The 19,938-nt window shown below is 61.1% G+C and carries 21 protein-coding genes; 2 read left to right on the top strand and 19 right to left on the bottom strand.

Annotation, left to right across the window (positions count from 1 at the left end; all coding sequences use genetic code 11):
• Positions 1-31: 31 nt before the first annotated feature.
• The 6 genes from ATY29_RS28895 to dusB form a co-directional block, all read right to left on the bottom strand.
• Entirely contained in the window at positions 32-688 is a 657-nt protein-coding gene (locus ATY29_RS28895; protein WP_244597465.1) for a hypothetical protein, read from the bottom strand.
• A 604-nt stretch (positions 689-1,292) separates the two neighbouring features.
• Complete coding sequence (locus tag ATY29_RS28905; protein WP_244597466.1) at positions 1,293-1,610, bottom strand: hypothetical protein; 318 nt, start codon at positions 1,608-1,610, stop codon at positions 1,293-1,295.
• A 150-nt stretch (positions 1,611-1,760) separates the two neighbouring features.
• On the bottom strand, positions 1,761-2,750 hold the full coding sequence (locus ATY29_RS28910) for a potassium channel beta subunit family protein (protein WP_097533568.1): 990 nt from the start codon (positions 2,748-2,750) through the stop codon (positions 1,761-1,763).
• Between the two features lie 533 nt (positions 2,751-3,283).
• A complete protein-coding gene (gene ntrC, locus ATY29_RS28920; protein ID WP_003573318.1) occupies positions 3,284-4,735 on the bottom strand; it encodes a nitrogen regulation protein NR(I) in 1,452 nt (483 codons plus the stop codon).
• On the bottom strand, positions 4,732-5,886 hold the full coding sequence (locus ATY29_RS28925) for a two-component system sensor histidine kinase NtrB (protein WP_003573319.1): 1,155 nt from the start codon (positions 5,884-5,886) through the stop codon (positions 4,732-4,734). The genes ntrC and ATY29_RS28925 overlap by 4 nt, the downstream gene beginning before the upstream one ends.
• On the bottom strand, positions 5,883-6,902 hold the full coding sequence (dusB, locus tag ATY29_RS28930) for a tRNA dihydrouridine synthase DusB (RefSeq protein ID WP_097533570.1): 1,020 nt from the start codon (positions 6,900-6,902) through the stop codon (positions 5,883-5,885). The genes ATY29_RS28925 and dusB overlap by 4 nt, the downstream gene beginning before the upstream one ends.
• A gap of 142 nt (positions 6,903-7,044) precedes the next feature.
• On the opposite strand from dusB, the gene ATY29_RS28935 reads away from it, so the two are divergent.
• Positions 7,045-8,265, top strand: a complete 1,221-nt coding sequence (locus tag ATY29_RS28935; protein ID WP_097533572.1) for a bifunctional 2-C-methyl-D-erythritol 4-phosphate cytidylyltransferase/2-C-methyl-D-erythritol 2,4-cyclodiphosphate synthase — start codon at positions 7,045-7,047, stop codon at positions 8,263-8,265.
• Positions 8,262-8,762: a CinA family protein gene (locus ATY29_RS28940; RefSeq protein ID WP_003573325.1), complete on the top strand. Its 501-nt coding sequence runs from the start codon at positions 8,262-8,264 to the stop codon at positions 8,760-8,762. The genes ATY29_RS28935 and ATY29_RS28940 overlap by 4 nt, the downstream gene beginning before the upstream one ends.
• Before the next feature lie 8 nt (positions 8,763-8,770).
• On the opposite strand, the gene ATY29_RS28945 is transcribed toward ATY29_RS28940, so the two are convergent.
• The 13 genes from ATY29_RS28945 to eno form a co-directional block, all read right to left on the bottom strand.
• Positions 8,771-9,223 carry a type II toxin-antitoxin system RatA family toxin gene (locus ATY29_RS28945; protein ID WP_097533574.1) on the bottom strand — a complete coding sequence of 151 codons (453 nt, stop codon included), beginning with the start codon at positions 9,221-9,223 and terminating at the stop codon, positions 8,771-8,773.
• Between the two features lie 9 nt (positions 9,224-9,232).
• A complete protein-coding gene (locus ATY29_RS28950) occupies positions 9,233-9,781 on the bottom strand; it encodes an AAA family ATPase (RefSeq protein ID WP_003573328.1) in 549 nt (182 codons plus the stop codon).
• A 6-nt stretch (positions 9,782-9,787) separates the two neighbouring features.
• Positions 9,788-10,759, bottom strand: coding sequence for a lipoyl synthase (gene lipA / locus ATY29_RS28955; protein ID WP_097533576.1), 972 nt, complete (start codon positions 10,757-10,759; stop codon positions 9,788-9,790).
• Between the two features lie 46 nt (positions 10,760-10,805).
• Positions 10,806-11,054, bottom strand: a complete 249-nt coding sequence (locus ATY29_RS28960) for a GlsB/YeaQ/YmgE family stress response membrane protein (protein WP_003573333.1) — start codon at positions 11,052-11,054, stop codon at positions 10,806-10,808.
• Positions 11,055-11,091: 37 nt separating this feature from the next.
• Positions 11,092-11,346 carry a GlsB/YeaQ/YmgE family stress response membrane protein gene (locus ATY29_RS28965; RefSeq protein WP_003573335.1) on the bottom strand — a complete coding sequence of 85 codons (255 nt, stop codon included), beginning with the start codon at positions 11,344-11,346 and terminating at the stop codon, positions 11,092-11,094.
• Between the two features lie 98 nt (positions 11,347-11,444).
• Entirely contained in the window at positions 11,445-12,890 is a 1,446-nt protein-coding gene (gene lpdA / locus ATY29_RS28970; RefSeq protein ID WP_003573337.1) for a dihydrolipoyl dehydrogenase, read from the bottom strand.
• Positions 12,891-12,908: 18 nt separating this feature from the next.
• Positions 12,909-13,490 carry a GNAT family N-acetyltransferase gene (locus tag ATY29_RS28975; RefSeq protein ID WP_003573338.1) on the bottom strand — a complete coding sequence of 194 codons (582 nt, stop codon included), beginning with the start codon at positions 13,488-13,490 and terminating at the stop codon, positions 12,909-12,911.
• A complete protein-coding gene (locus ATY29_RS28980) occupies positions 13,491-14,132 on the bottom strand; it encodes an SGNH/GDSL hydrolase family protein (protein WP_003573340.1) in 642 nt (213 codons plus the stop codon). It lies immediately after the preceding gene.
• Positions 14,133-14,151: 19 nt separating this feature from the next.
• Positions 14,152-15,495: a pyruvate dehydrogenase complex dihydrolipoamide acetyltransferase gene (locus ATY29_RS28985; protein WP_003573342.1), complete on the bottom strand. Its 1,344-nt coding sequence runs from the start codon at positions 15,493-15,495 to the stop codon at positions 14,152-14,154.
• A 15-nt stretch (positions 15,496-15,510) separates the two neighbouring features.
• Positions 15,511-16,896, bottom strand: a complete 1,386-nt coding sequence (locus ATY29_RS28990) for a pyruvate dehydrogenase complex E1 component subunit beta (protein ID WP_097533578.1) — start codon at positions 16,894-16,896, stop codon at positions 15,511-15,513.
• A gap of 15 nt (positions 16,897-16,911) precedes the next feature.
• A complete protein-coding gene (pdhA, locus tag ATY29_RS28995; RefSeq protein WP_003579069.1) occupies positions 16,912-17,958 on the bottom strand; it encodes a pyruvate dehydrogenase (acetyl-transferring) E1 component subunit alpha in 1,047 nt (348 codons plus the stop codon).
• 145 nt (positions 17,959-18,103) lie between these two features.
• Positions 18,104-18,424 carry an FtsB family cell division protein gene (locus ATY29_RS29000; protein ID WP_003573348.1) on the bottom strand — a complete coding sequence of 107 codons (321 nt, stop codon included), beginning with the start codon at positions 18,422-18,424 and terminating at the stop codon, positions 18,104-18,106.
• Positions 18,425-18,559: 135 nt separating this feature from the next.
• Complete coding sequence (gene eno, locus ATY29_RS29005; protein ID WP_097533580.1) at positions 18,560-19,834, bottom strand: phosphopyruvate hydratase; 1,275 nt, start codon at positions 19,832-19,834, stop codon at positions 18,560-18,562.
• Positions 19,835-19,938: the final 104 nt, after the last annotated feature.

The following is a 19,938-nucleotide window of genomic DNA, read 5'->3' on the forward strand; positions in this document are numbered from 1 at the left end:
AGCCGCACTGAGCAGCCAGTCACGATAGCCTTTAGTCGCGGAAAGCTCGTCGAAGAATATATTCAACAGTAGTCGGTACTGGCGCACAGATTGGGATCAAACCGCGCTGCATTTGTTCAACGTCGGTGAGCAAAGTCCGGTCGTGGAGAGCGCCGCCCGGCTTGTCTTTCGATCGATCTCGTTTGAGAAGACAAAGCATTGCCGTTCGGCTCTCGTCGAACTCCTCTGACACGGCGGCCAACTCCGGTTCTGACAGACCGAGAAATTTTCCGCAGTTTTCAGAATCGCAAATTTTGAAAGGTTTGTTCAAGAAGGCCTCGACCGCTGATTTTTGGGTCGAATAGACAGGATCGCTTTTTACTAAATCGTGGAACGCGTTAAGATCGCCCCGCATTATCCTTGGGGCGAGATCGAAACCCCACGCCGCGAATACCACGCCCCAACTAAAGTATCCAAGATTGAGTATGGCCGTTTCGCAGGCAGCACGTTCCCCGTCACGGTACTGATTGCAGTCTTGCAGTTTTACTGCCCGAAATATCTTTGGAATTTGCAACGTTTCTTTGCCGCTAAATGCAACGGCCATCGTCGAGTACGTCATGATGGAGACGGAAAGCGATAGGGCCGTAACGACAGATGCGGTGCTGAAACCTGGAGATCGTTTGGCTGTACTCGAAGTTGGCTCCGCCATCATAGTTCACCTATATTGCCCGCACTTCCTGTTTTGATGAATCGCGTGCAAATATTTCCCTGCAGGGCCGCACCTATTAGAAGTCATCGGGCCCGTACGCGAGCGCTACTAAATCACGACGATTTCCGCATGTCTAATCCAATTGATTTCCGCACGCGTCCATCTTCACGTAATAAGCCGCCGGCATTCCAAAATACGATCCGTTCGAACGATTCTCTTTGATGAATTGAATCTTGACGATCCTGGCCACAGTTCTCGTCATATACTCGCTGAAACTTTCCGGAGTGAAGTAATCATTGGGATTTCCGCGGTATATGCTGCAGCACTCCGGATTATCCGATATGAATTTCCCCGCAAAAATATAATTCGATTTCAAGCTTGAGGATTGCCGATAATACGGGGAATTTTTTGAGGCCTGGATGCTTTGAGATACGGCTGCTCGTATAAATTCGCCGTCACTCAGCGGCCCTCGATCACCGCAATCATACACACCCTCCCACGTATGGCCTGCGGTTTTGTACCGGATAAACGTCCAGGCACTGGTTAGGAATAGGGCCGCCAGCAAGGTCAGGAAAACTCTCAATGCATTGCTCCCCCAAAAGCCTCAACTCACATAGGCTTTCGTCACCGCATAAATGACAACGGGAATAATGAATATTGCAATGACGACCATCCAAGCCTGCCTATAAAGCTGGAACCTATTCTTCAATTCCAACGGAATAAGCGGGCTGTTCGGGTCTATTTGGGGGAGTGCCTTCGAGCTTTTAGTGACAAGATTCGGCCCGTATTTGTTGATCTTATTTGTCAGTTGCTCGAAAGCGATGAGCATGCAGACATGAAAAATCGCTGCCGCGATAAGACATCCGACCGCGAAGACTTCCAAGAAATGCATCACCCCACCTGCCTCCGCGCGCTTCGCCACCGTTTCGCTCTACGATTGTGGTCTGGCTCGTAGAGGGAATTCTGTCTCATCTAAAGCGCGTCGCGATCTGCGGATACGCTTCGCGCTTTAGATCTTTATTTCTACGCATACCGTTGGCAGCACCCACGGCACAGCCTTGCGCCGTAGGCTCTAGAATCGACGCGGGGCTTCCGGTTTGTTTCCAACAATTGTGTCGATCCGGTTCATTACCTCAGGCGTCATCTTCTGCCTGTGCGAAAGGGCGGCCAGATTGTCCTGCAGCTGGCTGGCGCGCGAGGCGCCGAGAATGACTGTGGAGACGTTGCGATTGGCGAGGCACCACAAAAGTGCGAGATGGGTGATCGACATGCCGATCTCATCGGCGAGCTTTGCCAGTTCACCAACCTGTTTGAGTTGGGCGCGGGCCGCATCGCTCGACCATCTTTCCTTCAGCCACTCGTAACCCGGCAGGTTCATGCGGCTGTCGGCCGGCACACCGTTATTGTATTTGCCGGTCAGGACGCCCGAGGCGAGCGGCGACCAGATCGTGGTGCCGAGGCCGATCAGCTCGTAGAGCGGGAGGTAATCAGCCTCGACCTTCTGGCGTTCGAAGATGTTGTATTGCGGCTGCTCCATGGTCGGCGGCGTGATGCGCAAGTCGCGGGCAACGGCGTAGGCTTCCGTCAGTTGCTGCGCCGACCATTCCGACGTCCCCCAGTAGAGCACCTTGCCCTGGGCGACGAGATCGTGCATCGCCCGGACGGTTTCCTCGACCGGCGTGTCGATATCCGGGCGGTGGCAGAAATAGAGGTCGAGGTAGTCGACCTGAAGCCTCTTGAGCGCCGCGTGGCAGGCATCGGTCACATGCTTGCGCGACAGGCCGCGCTGCGTCGGCTTCTGGCCACCCCAGAAAACCTTGCTCGAGACGACAAAACTGTCGCGGCTCCAGCCAAGCGACTTGAGCGCCTCGCCCATGACGATCTCAGACTTGCCGCTTTCATATCCTTCGGCATTGTCGAAGAAGTTCACCCCGTTGTCATAGGCAAGTTTCATCAGGTCGACGGCGTCGCCGCCGTTGACCTGCTTGCCGAACGTGACCCATGAGCCGAAGGAGAACTCGCTCACCTGCAGACCCGACTTACCCAAACGACGATATTCCATCATGCAGCTCCCGAAATTATGAAACTGGGCCGGCCGATACCGGCGCCGCGCGATCGATCGACGACCGACTGGCGTAATCTATGGCATGAACGGCGATATGCGAGGAGGTTCCGCAAAGAAAAAGGGCGCTCGACGACATCAGCCGGAGCGCCCGTTGCATGCAATCGACGACGTTTGCGGCGGAGGTCGACAGCAGCAAAGGGAGATGACGAGATTCGGAACGGATTGGCAACATGGAAATGGAACTGGGACGCTATCGCCAGCCGATCGACCCCTGTCATCCACTTGTTATCCACAGCCTATCCACAGGCGCCGCGGCCACGACCGCAGCAACTTCAATGACATTCGTCCGACGGCAAACCGCACGTCGCAAATGCTCTGTGACTGTTGAATGACACTGCGCTTTTGTTTGTCCGCCCGGATATAAACCGCGGCCCAGCTCGGCTAGATTCAATTCTCTTCCCGACCGTGGCGGCGGACGCCGGGAGGAAGTGGGCGGCGGGCAACATGAGGGCCCGCCGCCCTCTTTTCATTCAGGCGGTGCGAGAACTTCTGTAGACCGAGACACCGAGCTCCCTGATCTTCTTGCGCAAAGTGTTGCGGTTGAGACCGAGAAGATCGGCTGCCTTGATCTGGTTGCCGCGTGTTGCCGTCAGCGCAGCGAGAATCAGCGGATATTCCATTTCCGTCAGCACGCGGTCATAGAGGCCGGGCGGCGGCAGGTTTTCGCCGAAACCCGAGAAGTAGGTGCGCATGTTCTCTTCGACGGCCTGCGCGATCGTCATCGAGCCGCTGCGGATCGGCCCCTTGTCGATCGGGCTGTCGGGCACGTCGGAGCGCAGTTCGGCGTCGATGATCTCGCGGGTGATGACATCCTGCGGATAGAGCGCCATCAGACGGCGGATGAGATTTTCCAGCTCGCGGACGTTGCCCGGCCAGGCGTAGGCCTTCATCAGTTCCAGCGCTTCCTGGTCGAAGCGCTTGGAGCCGAGACCTTCCTTTTCCGCCTGCTGGATAAAATGGCGAACGAGATCGGGAATATCCTCGGCGCGGTCGCGCAGCGGCGGCAGGCGCAGCGGCACGACGTTGAGGCGGTAATAAAGATCCTCGCGGAACAGGCCCTGGTTGATCGCCTGCTTCAAATCCTTGTTGGTGGCGGCGACGATGCGCACATCGGTGCGGATCGGCGTGCGGCCGCCGACGGTGGTGTATTCGCCCTGTTGCAGCACGCGCAGCAGCCGCGTCTGGGCATCCATCGGCATGTCGCCGATTTCATCAAGGAAGAGCGTGCCGCCTTCGGCCTGCTCGAAGCGGCCGGTCGAGCGGGTCTGCGCGCCGGTGAAGGCGCCCTTCTCATGGCCGAAGAGTTCAGATTCGATCAGGTCGCGCGGGATCGCCGCCATGTTGATCGCAACGAAGGGGCCATTGCGGCGCTTGCCGTAATCATGCAGCGCGCGGGCAACGAGTTCCTTGCCGGTGCCGGACTCGCCGGTGATCATCAGCGTCAGGTCGGTCTGCATCAGGCGGGCGAGCACGCGATAGATTTCCTGCATCGCCGCCGACCGGCCGACCAGCGGCATGCCGTCCTGTACGTCGTCTTCCAGCTTGGCGGGCTTGCGCTTCGGCTCGGCGAGCGCGCGGCCGATGATGCCGATCAACTCGGTGAGGTCGAAGGGCTTCGGCAGATAATCATAAGCGCCCTTCTCGGAAGCCTTGATGGCAGTCATGAAGGTGTTTTGCGCACTCATGACCAAGACCGGCAGTTCGGGACGCGCCTTCTTGATGCGCGGCAACAGGTCGAAGGCGTTTTCGTCGGGCATCACCACATCGGTGACGACCAGATCGCCCTCACCTGCCGAAATCCAGCGCCAGAGGGTAGCGGCGTTGGAGGTGATGCGAACGTCATAGCCGGCGCGGCTCAGAGCCTGGTTGAGCACGGTCCGGATGGCCGCATCATCATCTGCAACGAGGATCGTAGCTGTCATCGAGAAGGTCCTGTCGAGCTTGCGGAAGAGGCGTCTTCGAGCGAGGCGTCCTTCGACACCGGCATGAGGACGCGGAATGTCGTGCGGCTGTTCTGGCTGTCGCATTCGATGATGCCGCCGTGATCGCCGATGATCTTGGCGACGAGCGCCAGGCCGAGGCCGCTGCCGTTCGTCTTGGTGGTGATGAAGGGATCGAAGAGGTGCGGCAGCAGATCGGCGGGAACGCCGGGGCCATTGTCGTGGACGCAGAATTCGAGCGGCAGCGAAATTTTCTCGCGCGTGCCGGCGACCGAGAGACGTATGCCGGGGCGATAGGCCGTCGTCAGCATGATCTCGCCATCCGGCCGGTCGCCGACCGCTTCGGCGGCGTTCTTCACCAGATTGAGGAAGACCTGGACGAGCTGGTCGCGATTGGCATAGACGGCCGGCAACGACGGGTCGTAACTCTCGGTGACACGGATGTTGCGGGCAAAACCTGCCTTGGCGACCGCCTTCACATGATCGAGCACGGAATGGATATTGACCGGCATGCGGTCCACAGGGCGTTCGTCGGAAAAAACCTCCATGCGATCGACCAGCGAGACGATGCGGTCGGTTTCATCACAGATCAGTCGGGTCAGCGCCCGGTCGTCGTCGACCGCCGACTGCTCGAGCAACTGGGCTGCGCCCCGGATGCCGGAGAGCGGGTTCTTGATTTCGTGCGCCAGCATCGAAGCGAGGCCGGTCACCGAGCGGGCGGCGGCGCGGTGCGTCAGCTGCCGGTCGATCTTGTCGGCCATCGAGCGTTCCTGAAAGACGATGACGACGGCGCCGGGCTCGCTGAGCACCGGGGCGACGTAAAGGTCGACGAGCTTGTCCTGGCCGAGGCGGGGCGAGCTCAGGTCGACACGATATTCGTTCACCGGCGCCTTGCGCTCGCGCACCTGGTCGATCAGGGCAAGCAGCGGGCTGCCGAAGGGAATGAAGGTCGAGATCCGGTAACGCGCCAGATGCGAGGCGCTGGCGCCGAAGAAGGCCTCCGCCTCCCAATTGGCGAAAACGACGAAGCCGGATTCGTCGACCATGATGACGGGGTTCTGGATGGCGTTGAGCACGGCCATGGCGACGGTTCCGCCGGCGTGATCGAGCGGAGAAGTCGTATCCTTCGTCATGCCGCCTCCCGGCTATCGACAACTGCGGATGCCAGCGCATCGTAAAGGCGCGCGGTCACCTCGCGCGGATCGCGCGAGGTCATGATGCCGGCCTTTTCATCGCCGGCGATATCAGGTGCGAAACGCTGGAGATACCAGCCGAGATGCTTGCGGGCATGGCGGATCGCCACCGCCTCGCCGTAGAAATCCAGCATCATGCGGTAATGTTCGACGGCGATATCGGCAATCTCCTCGGGTCGCGGCGCGGCCGCACCAGCGATGACGCCGGCATGCCACGGCCTACCCTGGCAGCCCCTGCCGACCATCACGGCATCGGCGCCGGAGCGGCGCAGGATTTCCTGCGCGTCCGCAGCGGTCTCCACATCGCCGTTGGCGGTCAGCGGAATGGAGATCACCTCGCGGACGTGACGGATCGCATCCCAATCGGCGCGGCCTTCATAGAATTGCATGCGGGTGCGGCCATGTATGGTGACGAGCTGAATGCCGGCCGCCTCGGCGCGGCGCGCAATCTCGGGCGCGTTGATCGAATTCTCGTCCCAGCCGAGGCGCATCTTCAGCGTCACCGGAATGTCGACGGCCTTGACGGTCGCCTCGATGAGGCCGAGCGCGTGATCGGGATCGCGCATCAGCGCCGAGCCGGAATAACCGCCGATCACCTTCTTAGCCGGGCAGCCCATGTTGATGTCGATGATATCGGCGCCGTGATCGGCTGCGATCTTTGCCGCCTCTGCCATCCAGTGCGGCTCTCGGCCGGCAAGCTGCACCATATGCGGCCGGAATCCCGCGGCCTTCAGCCGCGACCAGGATTCGGCCGTATCGTTGACGAGCTCGCGGCTCGCCACCATTTCGGTGACGACGAGGCCGGCGCCGAAGCGCCAGGCGAGTTCGCGAAAGGGCATGTCGGTGACGCCGGACATCGGCGCCAGCACAACGCGGTTCCGCACGGAGACATCTCCTACTCGGAAAGGCGCTGCGAGGTCCTTGGAAATCAATTGATTATCTTTCAGGCAAACCATGGAACTGCATTATTTTTAGCCATTGTTCCCTGTCTTGCCAAGGGGGCTCGGATCGGAATCGATATTTTTCGGGCAGATGCTGGAAAAGGCCAAAGCAAGAGGTTAGAGCACTGCGGTCAATTCCGCATAATTTAGGGGATTTATGCTGCAAATGCCTTCCAAGCAACCGATATCGGCAGGAATTGTCATCGTTGCCGCCGGCCGCGGCGAGCGCGCAGGATCCTCCAAGGAAGGCCCCAAGCAATATCGCCTGATCGGCGGCAAGCCGGTTATCGTCCATACGCTTGAAAACTTCATGACATGGGAAGCCACGACCGAGATCGTCGTCGTGATACATCCCGACGACGAGGCGCTATTTGCCAAGGCGTTCCGCCATATCATTTCCGCAACGCCGATCACAACGGTGCATGGGGGTCCGACCCGGCAGCAATCGGTGCTGGCTGGCCTCAGATATCTCAAGGACAAGCAAATCAGCCATGTGCTGATCCACGATGCGGTGCGACCGTTCTTCGACAACGCGCTTCTCGACCGCATTGCCGCGACCCTTGGCGACGGCGCTCAAGCGGTGCTGCCGGCGATCCCGGTCACCGACACGCTGAAACGCGTCGACAGCGCCGGTACCGTGCTGACCACGGTTTCGCGCGAGCATGTCTACGCGGCGCAGACGCCGCAATCCTTCGCTTTCGGAACGATTCTCGATGCGCATGAGAGGGCCGCGGCGAGCAGGCGAAGCGATTTCACCGACGACGCCTCGATCGCGGAATGGGCGGGCATTCCGGTGACGATCGTCGAGGGGACGGCCGACAACGTCAAGCTCACGGTCAAGAGCGATATCGCCATGGCCGACGACAAGCTGTCGATCTCGTCGCTTCCGGACGTGCGCACCGGCAACGGTTACGACGTGCACCAACTCGAAGCCGGCGACGGCGTCACGCTCTGCGGCGTGTTCATTCCGCATGACCAGAAACTTAAAGGCCATTCGGATGCTGACGTCGCGCTGCATGCGTTGACCGACGCGCTGCTTGCCACCTGCGGCGCCGGCGATATCGGCGATCATTTCCCGCCATCCGATCCGCAGTGGAGGGGCGCGGCCTCGCGGATCTTCCTCGAGCATGCCGCCCGGATCGTGCGCGAGCACGGCGGCACGATCATGAATGCCGATGTCTCGCTGATCGCCGAGGCGCCGAAAGTCGGCCCGCATCGCCAGGCCATGCGGGCAAAACTGTCGGATTATCTCGGCATCGATATAGAGCGCTGCTCGGTCAAGGCGACGACCAACGAGACGATCGGCTTCGTCGGCCGGCGCGAAGGTATCGCCGCGATCGCCACGGCGACCGTCGTCTATCGCGGGGGGAAACGATGAGTCTTTTCCCGCAGGATATTCTGTCAGCGGCAGAGACGATCATCCGCGATTTCACCGCCGCCGGGCTGATGGTCTCGACTGCAGAATCATGTACCGGCGGGCTGATATCAGGCGCACTGACCGAGATATCCGGCTCCTCCGCCGTCGTCGATCGCGGCTTCGTCACCTATACCAATACCGCCAAGATCGAACTGCTCGGGGTACAGGAGCAAACGCTACTCAGCTTCGGAGCCGTCTCCGAAGAGACCGCGCGGCAGATGGCCCACGGCGCCCTCTTCCGCTCGCGCGCCGCGATCGCCATCGCCGTCACCGGCATTGCCGGCCCCGGCGGCGGATCGGCGGAAAAACCCATCGGCCTGGTGCATCTCGCCGCCAAGTCACGCAGCGGCGCACTGATCCATCGGAAAATGCTCTATGGCGATATCGGCCGCAGCGAGGTTCGGCTGGCAACGGTCCGGACGGCGCTTGATATGGTGCACTCGCTGCTCGCCGGCTGATTGCCTCATCAGACCGCCGCGTAGATCTTGCCCGCGCGCGTTTCGAAGGCTTCGGTGAACATGCGGAAGGCACGGTCGAACATCGAGCCCATCAACGCCCCGAGAATGCGGCTCTTGAACTCGTAATCGATGAAGAAATCGACGGTGCAGCCGCCGGTCGTCGTCTCGGCGAAGTGCCACCGATTTTCGAGATACCGGAACGGGCCATCGATATATTTGACCTCGATGACGCGCTCGGCACGGTTCAGCAGCACCTGCGTCGTGAAGGTCTCGCGGATCGCCTTGTATCCCACCGTCATGTCGGCAACGAGCAGGATCTTGCCGTCGCGCTCCTTGCGGCTTCTGATGGCGAGGGCTTCGCAGAGCGGCAGAAATTCGGGATAGCGCTCGACATCGGCAACGAGATCGAACATCTGATCGGGCGTGTGCGGGACGGGGCGATGGGTTTCGAATTGCGGCATAGGCGGCACTTAAGCGGGCGGGCCGAGAAGATCAAGAAGCTCACGCATCTGGCGGCGGGATTTTAGCTGCAGAACGGGTATGCCGGGGCCGTGCGCGGCGATGCCGGCGACATGCTCCCGAAGTGCTGCCTCAATCAGGGGCACGGCGTCCCGCTCGAAATTCCAGATATAGGCGAGTGCGCCGAGGGAGAGGCGTTCTGGACAGCCGGCAGGCAGCTCGGGACGGTTGCGCCCGAAATAACGCAATGCTCTTGAGACGGCGCCGTAGAGGCATGCATATCTGGGCAGACGAAGCCAAATGACGACATCAGCGCGCGGCAGGCGAAGATGGAAGGAACTGAGGCCGGTTCCATCCATGATCCAGCGCTCTTCCGCCACCGCCTTGGCGATCAGGCGATCGATCTCGTCGCGCGGTCTCTTTCTCCAGCCCGGCAGCCAGTAGAAGTCACGGTCCATGGAGATGTAGCGAAGGCCGAGCGCTTGCGAGAGCTGTTTTGCAATCGTGCTCTTGCCGCTGCCGGGGCAGCCGATGACCAGGATGCGGTCATAAAGCGGCATCGAATCCTACTCAGCGGCGATCAGTAGCTTCTTCTCGCGCGCCGCTCTCAGCCGGGCGAAATCGTCGCCGGCGTGATGGGACGAGCGGGTCAGCGGGCTGGAGGCGACCATCAGGAAGCCCTTGCTGTAGGCGACGGTCTCGTAGGACTTGAATTCGTCTGGTGTGACGAAGCTTTCGACCTTGTGGTGTTTGCGGGTCGGCTGCAGATACTGGCCGACCGTCAGGAAGTCGACATCGGCAGTGCGCAGGTCGTCCATCAGCTGCAGCACCTCGTTGCGCTCCTCGCCGAGGCCGACCATGATGCCCGATTTGGTGAACATGGTGGGATCGAGTTCCTTCACCCGTTGCAGCAGGCGGACAGAATGGAAATACCGGGCACCGGGGCGAACTGTCAGATAGTTGCCGGGGACCGTTTCCATATTGTGGTTGAAAACGTCGGGTTTGGCGGCGACGACGCGCTCCAGCGCACCCGGCTTCTTCAGGAAGTCGGGCGTCAGGATTTCGATCGTCGTTGCCGGCGAGGCCGCGCGGATCGCCCAGATCACCTTTTCGAAATGTTCGGCGCCGCCGTCTTCAAGATCGTCACGGTCGACCGAGGTGATGACGACGTGGGATAGGCCCATCTCCTTGACCGCCTTGGCGACATTCTCGGGCTCGGCCATGTCGAGCGCATTCGGCTTGCCGGTGGCGACGTTGCAGAAGGCGCAGGCGCGGGTACAGATCTCGCCCATGATCATGAAGGTGGCGTGCTTCTTATCCCAGCACTCGCCGATATTCGGGCAGCCGGCCTCCTCGCAGACGGTGACGAGCTTGTGCTCCTTCACGATCGCGCGCGTCTCGGCATAACCCTTGGAGGTCGGCGCCTTGACGCGGATCCAGTCCGGCTTGCGCATGACCTCAGTATCGGGCCGATGCGCCTTCTCGGGATGGCGCACGCGCTTGGCGTCGGGATTGATCGTGTCGAGTATGGTCACCATTGCAGTTTCAGCTTTCTACCGCCCCTGTGCGGCAAATCATCAGGACCTAGCGCCGCACCAGCCGCGCAAGAAATATCAGCAGGCAGGCGCCAAGGAAACCCGTCACGAAGTAACCGAGCCTGCCGCCGACCAAGGCGAGGTGAAACTGCGCGAGGATGGCGCTTGCAACAACCGAGCCGACGATGCCGAGCACGATGTTCAGAAAAATCCCGTACCGCGCTTCCATCAGCTTGCCGGCCAGCCAGCCCGCAAGTCCGCCGATGATGATTGCCGAAATCCAGCCTACGCCTTCCATGCCTGCCCCTACCCTCAACTTGCCCTTCAGTTGCGCCTCAAGCGACCGCCCTGGCGATCAGCACCACGATAATGGCGCCGACCGTGGCGTGGATGATCTGCACGACCAGCGCGTTGTCAATGCCCAGTGATATGCCGAGCGCGCTGAACAGATAACCGCCGACGAAGGCGCCGATGATGCCGCTGAGCAGGCATCTGATCAAGCCGCCGCCACCGACGACCAGACTGGCGAGGAAGCCTGCAACCAGGCCAATCAGCAAAAACACCAGCAACGCCTGCGTCTCCATAGACATGATGATTTCCTTTCGTTTTTTCCAGCCCCCAGGGATGACCTAGGCCATCCTGAAGGACGGCTTCGCCGCCTCGGGATAGAGGGCAGCCGTGGAAATTATCAAGCGTTCAGGACGCGGCCATAGGCATCGAGCACCGCTTCCTTCATCGTTTCCGAGACGGTGGGATGCGGGAAGATGGTGTGCATCAGCTCTTCTTCGGTCGTTTCGAGGTTCATCGCGACGACGAAGCCCTGGATAAGCTCTGTGACCTCCGCACCGACCATATGGGCGCCGAGCAGCTCGCCGGTCTTCTTATCGAAGATCACTTTCACCATTCCCTGGTCTTCGCCGAGCGCGATCGCCTTGCCGTTCGCCGCAAAGGAGAACCGGCCGACACGGATGTCGCGGCCCAGTTCCTTGGCCTTGGCTTCGGTCAGGCCGACGGAGGCGACCTGCGGATTGCAATAGGTGCAGCCGGGAACTTTGCCCTTGTCTGTCGGATGAACATTCGGCAGGCCGGCGATCTTTTCGACGCAGACGACGCCCTCATGCTCGGCCTTGTGGGCCAGCATCGGCGGGCCGGCGACGTCGCCGATCGCATAGATGCCGGCGACATTGGTCTTGCCGTAACCATCGGCGACGACGCAGCCGCGATCGGTCTTGATGCCAAGCGCCTCGAGGCCGAGGTTTTCGATGTTGCCCTGAACGCCGACGGCCGAAATCATCCGGTCGGCGATGATCTGCTGGACTTTGCCATCTGACGTCTCGACATGAGCGGTGATGCTATTGGCACCCTTCTCGACCTTGGTGACCTTGGCGCTGGTGAAGATCTTGAGGCCGCGCTTCTCCAGCTGTTTGCGCGCGATGGCGGTGATTTCGGCATCCTCGACCGGCATGATGGTCGGCATGACTTCCACAACCGTGACGTCGACGCCCATCGAGCGGTAGAAGCTTGCGAATTCGATGCCGATCGCGCCGGAGCCCATGACGATCAGCGACTTCGGCAGCGCATCCGGCTTCAGCGCCTCGAAATAGGTCCAGATCAGCTTGCCGTCGGGCTCGATGCCGGGCAGTGCGCGCGGGCGGGCGCCGGTGGCGATGATGATGTGTTTGGCGCTATAGGTGCCCTCGCCCTTGACGTTCTTCGGCAGCGGGTGCTGCGGCTCGACGACGGGCTTCGACGATTTGCCGACGACGATCTCGCCTGGCTTGGTGATTTTTGCTTCGCCCCAGATGATGTCGATCTTGTTCTTCTTCATCAGGAAGCCGACGCCGGCATTGAGGCGGGCGGAGACGGCGCGCGAGCGGCCGACGACGGCCTTGGCATCCGGCTTGACCGTGCCGTCGAGAACAAGGCCGAAATCCTTGAAGTGATTGGCGTGATCCAGCACCTCGGCCGAGCGCAGCAGCGCCTTTGTCGGGATGCAGCCCCAGTTCAGGCAGATGCCGCCCATATGCTCGCGCTCGACGATCGCCGTCTTGAGGCCGAGTTGAGCGGCGCGGATGGCGGCGACATAGCCGCCGGGACCGGAGCCGATGATGATGACGTCGTAGGATTCAGCCATGTGTTTCCTGCCCTTTTGTTACGCTGCGCTGCGGGTCATGAGCACCCACGCGTGTCTCTTGCTGTTTTCGAAGAGCGGCACGGCATTGGCGCGCGCAGCCTCCAGGAATCCGTTTCTTCCATAAAGCGACAGAGCCGCCTCGTTATCACTTGCGGTAATGAGACTGACGGGGCGGCAATCCGCCCTTTCGATCTGATCGTCCAGCAGCCTCCGCCCGATGCCGATGCCGCGCAGATGGCGATAAACGCCGAGACTGCCTATGAACCAGCTTCCCACAACCGTTTTCTGCAAGGCGAGCATCGGCGCGGTCGCCGGAATCGTCGCCTCGATATTGCCTATCCTCTCGTCGAGCGCATGGCCGATCGCCACACCTGCGACCTCGCCATAGGCCTCGGCGATGACGGAATCCCGCCAGCCGCCGACAGCCTCCTCTTCGCTCATCTTCAACCGGCCCCGCTCCAGCGGCGTGTCGCTGACGCCATTCGCCACATCGGCGAACCAGAGCCAGGAGGCAAAACCGTGCGAAGCAATATCCGCCAGGATCGCCAGCTCCGAGGCATCCCGCCGTGAGGCCTGCCGCAGCGCGATGAAGGCGGCCATTCAGATCCCCAGCATCATCCGCACGATCGATTCCAGCCCGCGCCCGAGCGCCCGCGTATTCTCCGCATCGAGATGAATGCCGTCGATCGGCGTGGTCCTGGCGACGGAATTGCCGTCGAAGAAGCCGCAGCCGAGTTCGTCGGCAAGATCGCGATAAAGCGTTGCAAGCTTTGCCGATTCCTCGATGCCGCCGGGAAAGGATGCGGCGAAGGGAACGTTGCCCGTCGCGCAGATCGCCGGCGGCGCCACGATCAGGATCTCCGGTCCATCGAATTCGAAGGGCCAGGCATGATTGCGGATCAGCCGCACGAGGCGGCTGATGCCCTGGCAGGCGGCAAAGGCGGAACCGGCAACGACCGGCTTCATGTCGTTGGTGCCGAGCAGGAGGATGACGAGATCCAGCGGCGCATGCGTCTGCAGGATTGTCGGCAGGACGCGCGCACCGTTGCGGTCGCAATCGGCGAGGTGGTCGTCGAAAGCGGTCGTGCGACCGTTCAGGCCTTCAGCGATGACACGCGCCTCGCTGCCGAGCGCTGCCTGAAGCACGCTCGGCCAGCGATTCTTGTACTCATGACGGCCGATCGTCTCGGCGTCATAACCCCAGGTCAGCGAGTCGCCATAGCAAAGAACGGTCTTGCTCATTTCCGCCTCCGTTTTGCTATCAGACAAGCATGCCCATCGGGTTTTCGATGTAGCCCTTGAAGGCCTGGAGCAGCTCGGCGCCGAGCGCGCCATCGACGCAGCGATGGTCGGTCGACAGCGTCACCGACATCACGGTGGCGATCGCCATTTCGCCGCCCTTGACGACGACCCGCTGCTCGCCGGCGCCGACCGCGAGGATCGTCGCATGCGGCGGGTTGACGACGGCGGCGAAGTTCTTGACGCCCATCATGCCCATGTTGGAGACCGAGCTGGTGCCGCCCTGATACTCCTCGGGCTTCAGCTTGCGGTCCTTGGCGCGCTTGCCGAGATCGCGCATCTCGTTGGAGATGACCGACAGCGTCTTCTGCTCGGCCTTGCGGATGATCGGTGTGATCAGGCCGCCGGGGATCGAGACTGCGACGCCGACATCGGCGTGCTTGTGCTTGACCATGTTGTTGTCGGTCCATGACACGTTGGCGTCGGGCACGTCGCGCAGCGCCAGCGCCATGGCCTTGATGACCATGTCGTTGACCGAAAGCTTGTAGGCCGGGGCATTGTCCTTGCGCGGCGCCGCATCGTTGAGTTGGGCGCGTAGCGCCATCAGAGCATCGAGCTCGCAATCGACGCTGACGTAGAAATGCGGGATCGTCTGCTTGGATTCGACCAGGCGCCTGGCGATCGTCTTGCGCATGCCGTCATGCGGCACGAGCTCGTAGGAGCCCGGCTCGAAGAGCTTCAGCACGGCTTCCTCGGAAGCGCCCTTCGGCGCTGCGGCCGGAGCCGGAGCGGCGGCAGCCTGCGGCGCGGCAGCGGCCGGTGCGGGCGCGGCCTTGGCACCACCGCCGGCAACGGCAGCTTCGACGTCGCTCTTGACGACGCGGCCATGCGGACCGGAGCCGGCGACACCAGAAAGGTCGATACCGGCTTCCTTGGCCAGACGGCGGGCGAGCGGTGAAGAGAAGGTGCGGTTGCCATCGGCTGAAACCGACGCGGCTGCAGCGGCAGGAGCCGGTGCAGCCTCAGCCTTCGCCGGTGCAGCCTCGGCCTTAGGCACGGGGGCGGCCTCGGCCTTTGCCGGAGCGGCGGAAGCCGCGCCGCTTGCGGCAGCGGCGACATCTTCGCCATCGGCGGCGAGAACGGCGATCAGCGCATTGACCTTGACACCTTCGGTGCCGGCGGCAACGACGAGCTTGGCGACCGTGCCTTCATCGACGGCTTCGACTTCCATCGTCGCCTTGTCGGTCTCGATCTCGGCGATCACATCGCCAGACTTGACCGTGTCGCCTTCCTTGACCAGCCACTTGGAAAGATTGCCTTCTTCCATGGTCGGAGAGAGGGCGGGCATCGTGATATTGATCGGCATCGAAATACCCTCCCCTTATTTGTAGCAAACAGCCTTCACCGCATCGACGACTTCGCCGACGTTCGGAAGCGCCAGCTTTTCGAGATTGGCGGCATAAGGCATCGGCACATCCTTGCCGGCGATCGTCAGCACCGGCGCATCGAGATAGTCGAAGGCCTGCTGCATGACGCGGGTGGCGATTTCAGTGCCGACGGAGGACTGCGGATAACCTTCCTCGACGGTGACCAGACGGCCGGTCTTCTTGACTGATTCGATGACCGTTGGAAGGTCCATCGGGCGGATGGTGCGAAGGTCGATCAGTTCGACGTCGATGCTGAGCTTCTCCAGTTCGGCAACCGCCTTCGTCGCATAGGTCATGCCGATGCCGAAGGAGACGACTGTGACGTCCTTGCCCGGACGATGGATGCGGGCCTTGCCGATCGGCAGGACGAAATTGTCGAGCTTCGGCACGTCGAAATGCTGGCCGTAGAGAATTTCGTTTTCGAGGAAAATGACCGGATTCGGATCGCGGATCGCCGCCTTCAGCAGGCCCTTGGCGTCGGACGCCGTGTAGGGCATGACGACCTTCAGACCGGGAATGGCGCTATACCAGGCAGCATAGTCCTGGCTGTGCTGAGCGCCGACGCGGGCAGCAGCACCGTTCGGTCCGCGGAAGACGATCGGAGCGCCCATCTGGCCGCCGGACATATAGAGCGTCTTGGCGGCCGAGTTGATGATGTGGTCGATCGCCTGCATGGCGAAGTTGAAGGTCATGAATTCGACGATCGGACGCAGGCCGGCCATAGCAGCACCGACGCCGACGCCGGCAAAGCCGTGCTCGGTGATCGGCGTATCGATGACACGACGGGCTCCGAATTCCTGCAGCAGGCCCTGGGTGACCTTGTAGGCGCCCTGATATTCGGCGACTTCCTCGCCCATGACGAAGACGTCGTCGCTGGCGCGCATTTCTTCGGCCATGGCGTCGCGCAGCGCTTCGCGCACCGTCATCGATACCATTTCGGTGCCGGCCGGGATTTCCGGATCGTTCGGAACGACGGCCTTCGGCTCGGCCGGAAGCGGCGCGGAAGCGGAGCCGGTATTGGTCGGCTTCTCTTCCTGGGCAACCTGCGGAGCGGCGGCTGCAGCCGGTTTGGCGGCGGAGATATCCGCGGCTGATTCGCCCTCCTGCAGCAGCACGGCGATCTTGGTGTTGACCTTGACGCCTTCGGTGCCGGCATCGACGAGCAGCTTGCCGATGACGCCTTCGTCGACGGCTTCGACTTCCATCGTCGCCTTGTCGGTTTCGATTTCGGCAATCACGTCGCCAGAAGTGACCTTGTCACCTTCCTGCTTCAGCCATTTGGACAGCGTGCCTTCTTCCATCGTCGGAGAGAGGGCGGGCATGAGGATATCGATAGGCATGGGTTCCCTCCCCGATTAGAGCAGAATGTCGGTATAGAGCTCGGATGCATCCGGCTCCGGATCGGCCTGGGCGAAGTCGGCGCTGTCGGCGACGATGTCGCGGACATCCTTGTCGATCGCCTTCAAATCGTCTTCGGAGGCCCAGCCCTTTTCGATGAGGCGTGCCTTCACCTGTTCGATCGGGTCCTGCTCGGAGCGCATCTTCTGCACCTCCTCCTTGGAGCGATACTTCGCCGGATCGGACATGGAGTGGCCGCGATAGCGATAGGTCAGCATTTCGAGGATGATCGGGCCCTTGCCGGAGCGGCAATGTTCGAGCGCCTCGTCGGCCGCCGCTTTGACGGCGCGAACATCCATGCCGTCGACCTGGATGCCGGGGATGCCGAAGCCGGATCCGCGCAGCGAGTAGTTCGACTGAGCCGTCGCGCGGGCGGTCGAGGTGCCCATGGCGTAACGGTTGTTTTCGACAATATAGACAATCGGCAGCTTCCAAAGAGCGGCCATGTTGAAGCTCTCGTAGACCTGGCCCTGATTGGCGGCGCCGTCGCCGAAATAGGCGATCGAGACATTTCCGTTGCCGCGGTAGTGGTTTGCAAAGGCAAGGCCCGTTCCGAGCGAAACCTGGGCACCGACGATGCCGTGGCCGCCGTAGAAATGTTTCTCTTTCGAGAACATGTGCATCGAGCCGCCCTTCCCGTGGGAATAGCCGCTGCGGCGCCCGGTCAGTTCAGCCATGACGCCGCGTGCTTCCATGCCGGTCGCCAGCATATGGCCGTGGTCGCGATAGGCGGTGATAACCTGGTCGCCTTCCTTCTGCGCCATCTGCATGCCGACGACGACAGCTTCCTGACCGATGTAAAGGTGGCAAAAGCCGCCGATGAAGCCCATGCCGTAAAGCTGGCCGGCCTTCTCCTCGAAGCGGCGGATCAATAGCATCTCGCGATAGGCCTTGAGCTCTTCGTCGCGATCGAAGTCGGCTACGGGGCCTCCATTCGATGCTTTGGCTGCCGGTTTAGCTGCAGTCTTGCGGCTGGAAACGGTCGCGGTCTTTCGCGGCGCCATTCAACCCTCCCTATGGGTTTGTCGTTTCTCGGTGGCGCGTACCATAGGGAAGAAATATGACCACAGCAATGCCATAATTGCATGGCTCGTATTCGGCACTAAATTATTGGAAACACACGAGAAATTCCAATTAACTGAATTCCGGTTAATTGGAATAATGGTTGAATATGACGATCTCGTCCGCGCGCGACATATTGAGCTGATAGCGCGCTTTTTCGTCCAGCATATCCTTGTCGAGCGAGCCATCACTCAGCAGCGCGACCTGATTTTCAAGATGTTCGCGCTTTGCCTTCAAGATCGCAAGCTCTTTTTCACGCGCGAGACGCTGATGCTCGAACGTTTCCGTTGCGCGCAGACCGTAATCGCCGTGAATGCAATGATAACCGAAATAGGAAAGGAAGGCGACCGTCATAGCCGGAATGACGAAGCGGCCGATCTTTCTCTTCTTATGATGCTTTGTCCACATACACGCATGCTCTTGAACGCATTACCAATTCGTTCAGCATAACGCGCAGAGATTAACCGTTCATTGACCGTAACCGCCGGCAATAAAAAACCCGCGCCGGTGAGGCGCGGGTGAAGTCGTCGAAAGCAGATTCGATCAGCCGCGGATGATCGAGCGGCCGGCATACTGAGCCTGCGGGCCGAGGCCCTCCTCGATGCGGATCAGCTGGTTGTACTTGGCAAGACGGTCGGAACGCGACAGCGAGCCGGTCTTGATCTGGCCGCAGTTGGTGGCGACTGCGAGGTCGGCGATGGTTGAATCTTCGGTCTCGCCGGAGCGGTGCGACATGACGGCGGTGTAGGCTGCCTTGTGCGCCGTGTTGACGGCGTCGAGAGTTTCCGTCAGCGAGCCGATCTGGTTGACCTTGACGAGGATCGAGTTGGCGACACCCATGCGGATGCCATCGCGAAGACGGGCGGAGTTGGTGACGAAGAGATCGTCGCCGACGAGCTGGGTCTTCTTGCCGGTCAGGTCGGTCAGCGTCTTCCAGCCGTCCCAATCGTCTTCGGCCATGCCGTCTTCGATCGAGATGATCGGATACTTGGCGGCGAGTTCGGCGAGATATTCGGCCATGGCGCCAGATTCGAGCGTGCGGCCTTCCCCTTCGAGAACGTATTTGCCGTCCTTGAAGAACTCGGTCGAGGCGCAATCGAGGCCGAGGTAGATGTCCTCGCCCGGCTTATAGCCGGCTTTCTCGACCGACTTCATGATGAAGTCGAGGGCTTCCGAAGCGCTCTTCAGGCCCGGTGCGAAACCGCCTTCGTCGCCGACATTGGTGTTGTGGCCCTGGGCGGCGAGTTCCTTGCGCAGCGTATGGAAGACTTCCGAGCCCATGCGCACGGCTTCAGCAATGGTGTCGGCGCCGACCGGAAGGATCATGAATTCCTGGAAATCGATCGGGTTGTCGGCATGGGCGCCGCCGTTGATGATGTTCATCATCGGCACCGGCAGGAGGCTGGCGGAAGCGCCACCGACATACCGATAGAGCGGCAGGCCGGAGGCCTGGGCGGCAGCCTTGGCGACGGCGAGCGAGACGCCGAGAATGGCGTTGGCGCCGAGGCGCGACTTGTTCGGCGTGCCGTCCAGCTCGATCATGATGTTGTCGATCTGGATCTGGTTTTCGGCGTCGATGCCGCCGATTGCGTCGAAGATCTCGGTATTGGCGGCATCGACCGCCTTCTGGACGCCCTTGCCGAGGTAGCGCTTGCCGCCGTCGCGCAGCTCGACCGCCTCATGCGCGCCGGTGGAAGCGCCCGAGGGAACGGCCGCGCGGCCCATGTTGCCGTCTTCGAGATAGACATCGACTTCGACGGTGGGGTTACCACGGCTATCGAGAATCTCGCGGGCGATAATATCGGTGATTGCAGTCATGGGTTCTTCCTGCTCGGTGGGTGATCAATCATTCGAAGCCTGTCATAATCGAAGGCGGGCAAATTACAATGGCGCATTGCGACGCCATCGACCTGCGTGTCTGA

Origin of the sequence: Rhizobium hidalgonense (genome assembly GCF_002914525.1) — a bacterium.
In the GTDB taxonomy this organism is placed as follows: domain Bacteria; phylum Pseudomonadota; class Alphaproteobacteria; order Rhizobiales; family Rhizobiaceae; genus Rhizobium; species Rhizobium hidalgonense.

Bases quoted from the DNA above. Each gene is read 5' to 3' on its own strand.
- ATY29_RS28895 (WP_244597465.1), bottom strand. From the start codon at position 688: ATGGCGGAGCCAACTTCGAGTACAGCCAAACGATCTCCAGGTTTCAGC.
- ATY29_RS28910 (WP_097533568.1), bottom strand. From the start codon at position 2,750: ATGGAATATCGTCGTTTGGGTAAGTCGGGTCTGCAGGTGAGCGAGTTC.
- ntrC (WP_003573318.1), bottom strand. From the start codon at position 4,735: ATGACAGCTACGATCCTCGTTGCAGATGATGATGCGGCCATCCGGACC.
- ATY29_RS28925 (WP_003573319.1), bottom strand. From the start codon at position 5,886: ATGACGAAGGATACGACTTCTCCGCTCGATCACGCCGGCGGAACCGTC.
- dusB (WP_097533570.1), bottom strand. From the start codon at position 6,902: ATGGTTTGCCTGAAAGATAATCAATTGATTTCCAAGGACCTCGCAGCG.
- ATY29_RS28935 (WP_097533572.1), top strand. From the start codon at position 7,045: ATGCTGCAAATGCCTTCCAAGCAACCGATATCGGCAGGAATTGTCATC.
- ATY29_RS28940 (WP_003573325.1), top strand. From the start codon at position 8,262: ATGAGTCTTTTCCCGCAGGATATTCTGTCAGCGGCAGAGACGATCATC.
- ATY29_RS28945 (WP_097533574.1), bottom strand. From the start codon at position 9,223: ATGCCGCAATTCGAAACCCATCGCCCCGTCCCGCACACGCCCGATCAG.
- ATY29_RS28950 (WP_003573328.1), bottom strand. From the start codon at position 9,781: ATGCCGCTTTATGACCGCATCCTGGTCATCGGCTGCCCCGGCAGCGGC.
- lipA (WP_097533576.1), bottom strand. From the start codon at position 10,759: ATGGTGACCATACTCGACACGATCAATCCCGACGCCAAGCGCGTGCGC.
- ATY29_RS28960 (WP_003573333.1), bottom strand. From the start codon at position 11,054: ATGGAAGGCGTAGGCTGGATTTCGGCAATCATCATCGGCGGACTTGCG.
- ATY29_RS28965 (WP_003573335.1), bottom strand. From the start codon at position 11,346: ATGTCTATGGAGACGCAGGCGTTGCTGGTGTTTTTGCTGATTGGCCTG.
- lpdA (WP_003573337.1), bottom strand. From the start codon at position 12,890: ATGGCTGAATCCTACGACGTCATCATCATCGGCTCCGGTCCCGGCGGC.
- ATY29_RS28975 (WP_003573338.1), bottom strand. From the start codon at position 13,490: ATGGCCGCCTTCATCGCGCTGCGGCAGGCCTCACGGCGGGATGCCTCG.
- ATY29_RS28980 (WP_003573340.1), bottom strand. From the start codon at position 14,132: ATGAGCAAGACCGTTCTTTGCTATGGCGACTCGCTGACCTGGGGTTAT.
- ATY29_RS28985 (WP_003573342.1), bottom strand. From the start codon at position 15,495: ATGCCGATCAATATCACGATGCCCGCCCTCTCTCCGACCATGGAAGAA.
- ATY29_RS28990 (WP_097533578.1), bottom strand. From the start codon at position 16,896: ATGCCTATCGATATCCTCATGCCCGCCCTCTCTCCGACGATGGAAGAA.
- pdhA (WP_003579069.1), bottom strand. From the start codon at position 17,958: ATGGCGCCGCGAAAGACCGCGACCGTTTCCAGCCGCAAGACTGCAGCT.
- ATY29_RS29000 (WP_003573348.1), bottom strand. From the start codon at position 18,424: ATGTGGACAAAGCATCATAAGAAGAGAAAGATCGGCCGCTTCGTCATT.
- eno (WP_097533580.1), bottom strand. From the start codon at position 19,834: ATGACTGCAATCACCGATATTATCGCCCGCGAGATTCTCGATAGCCGT.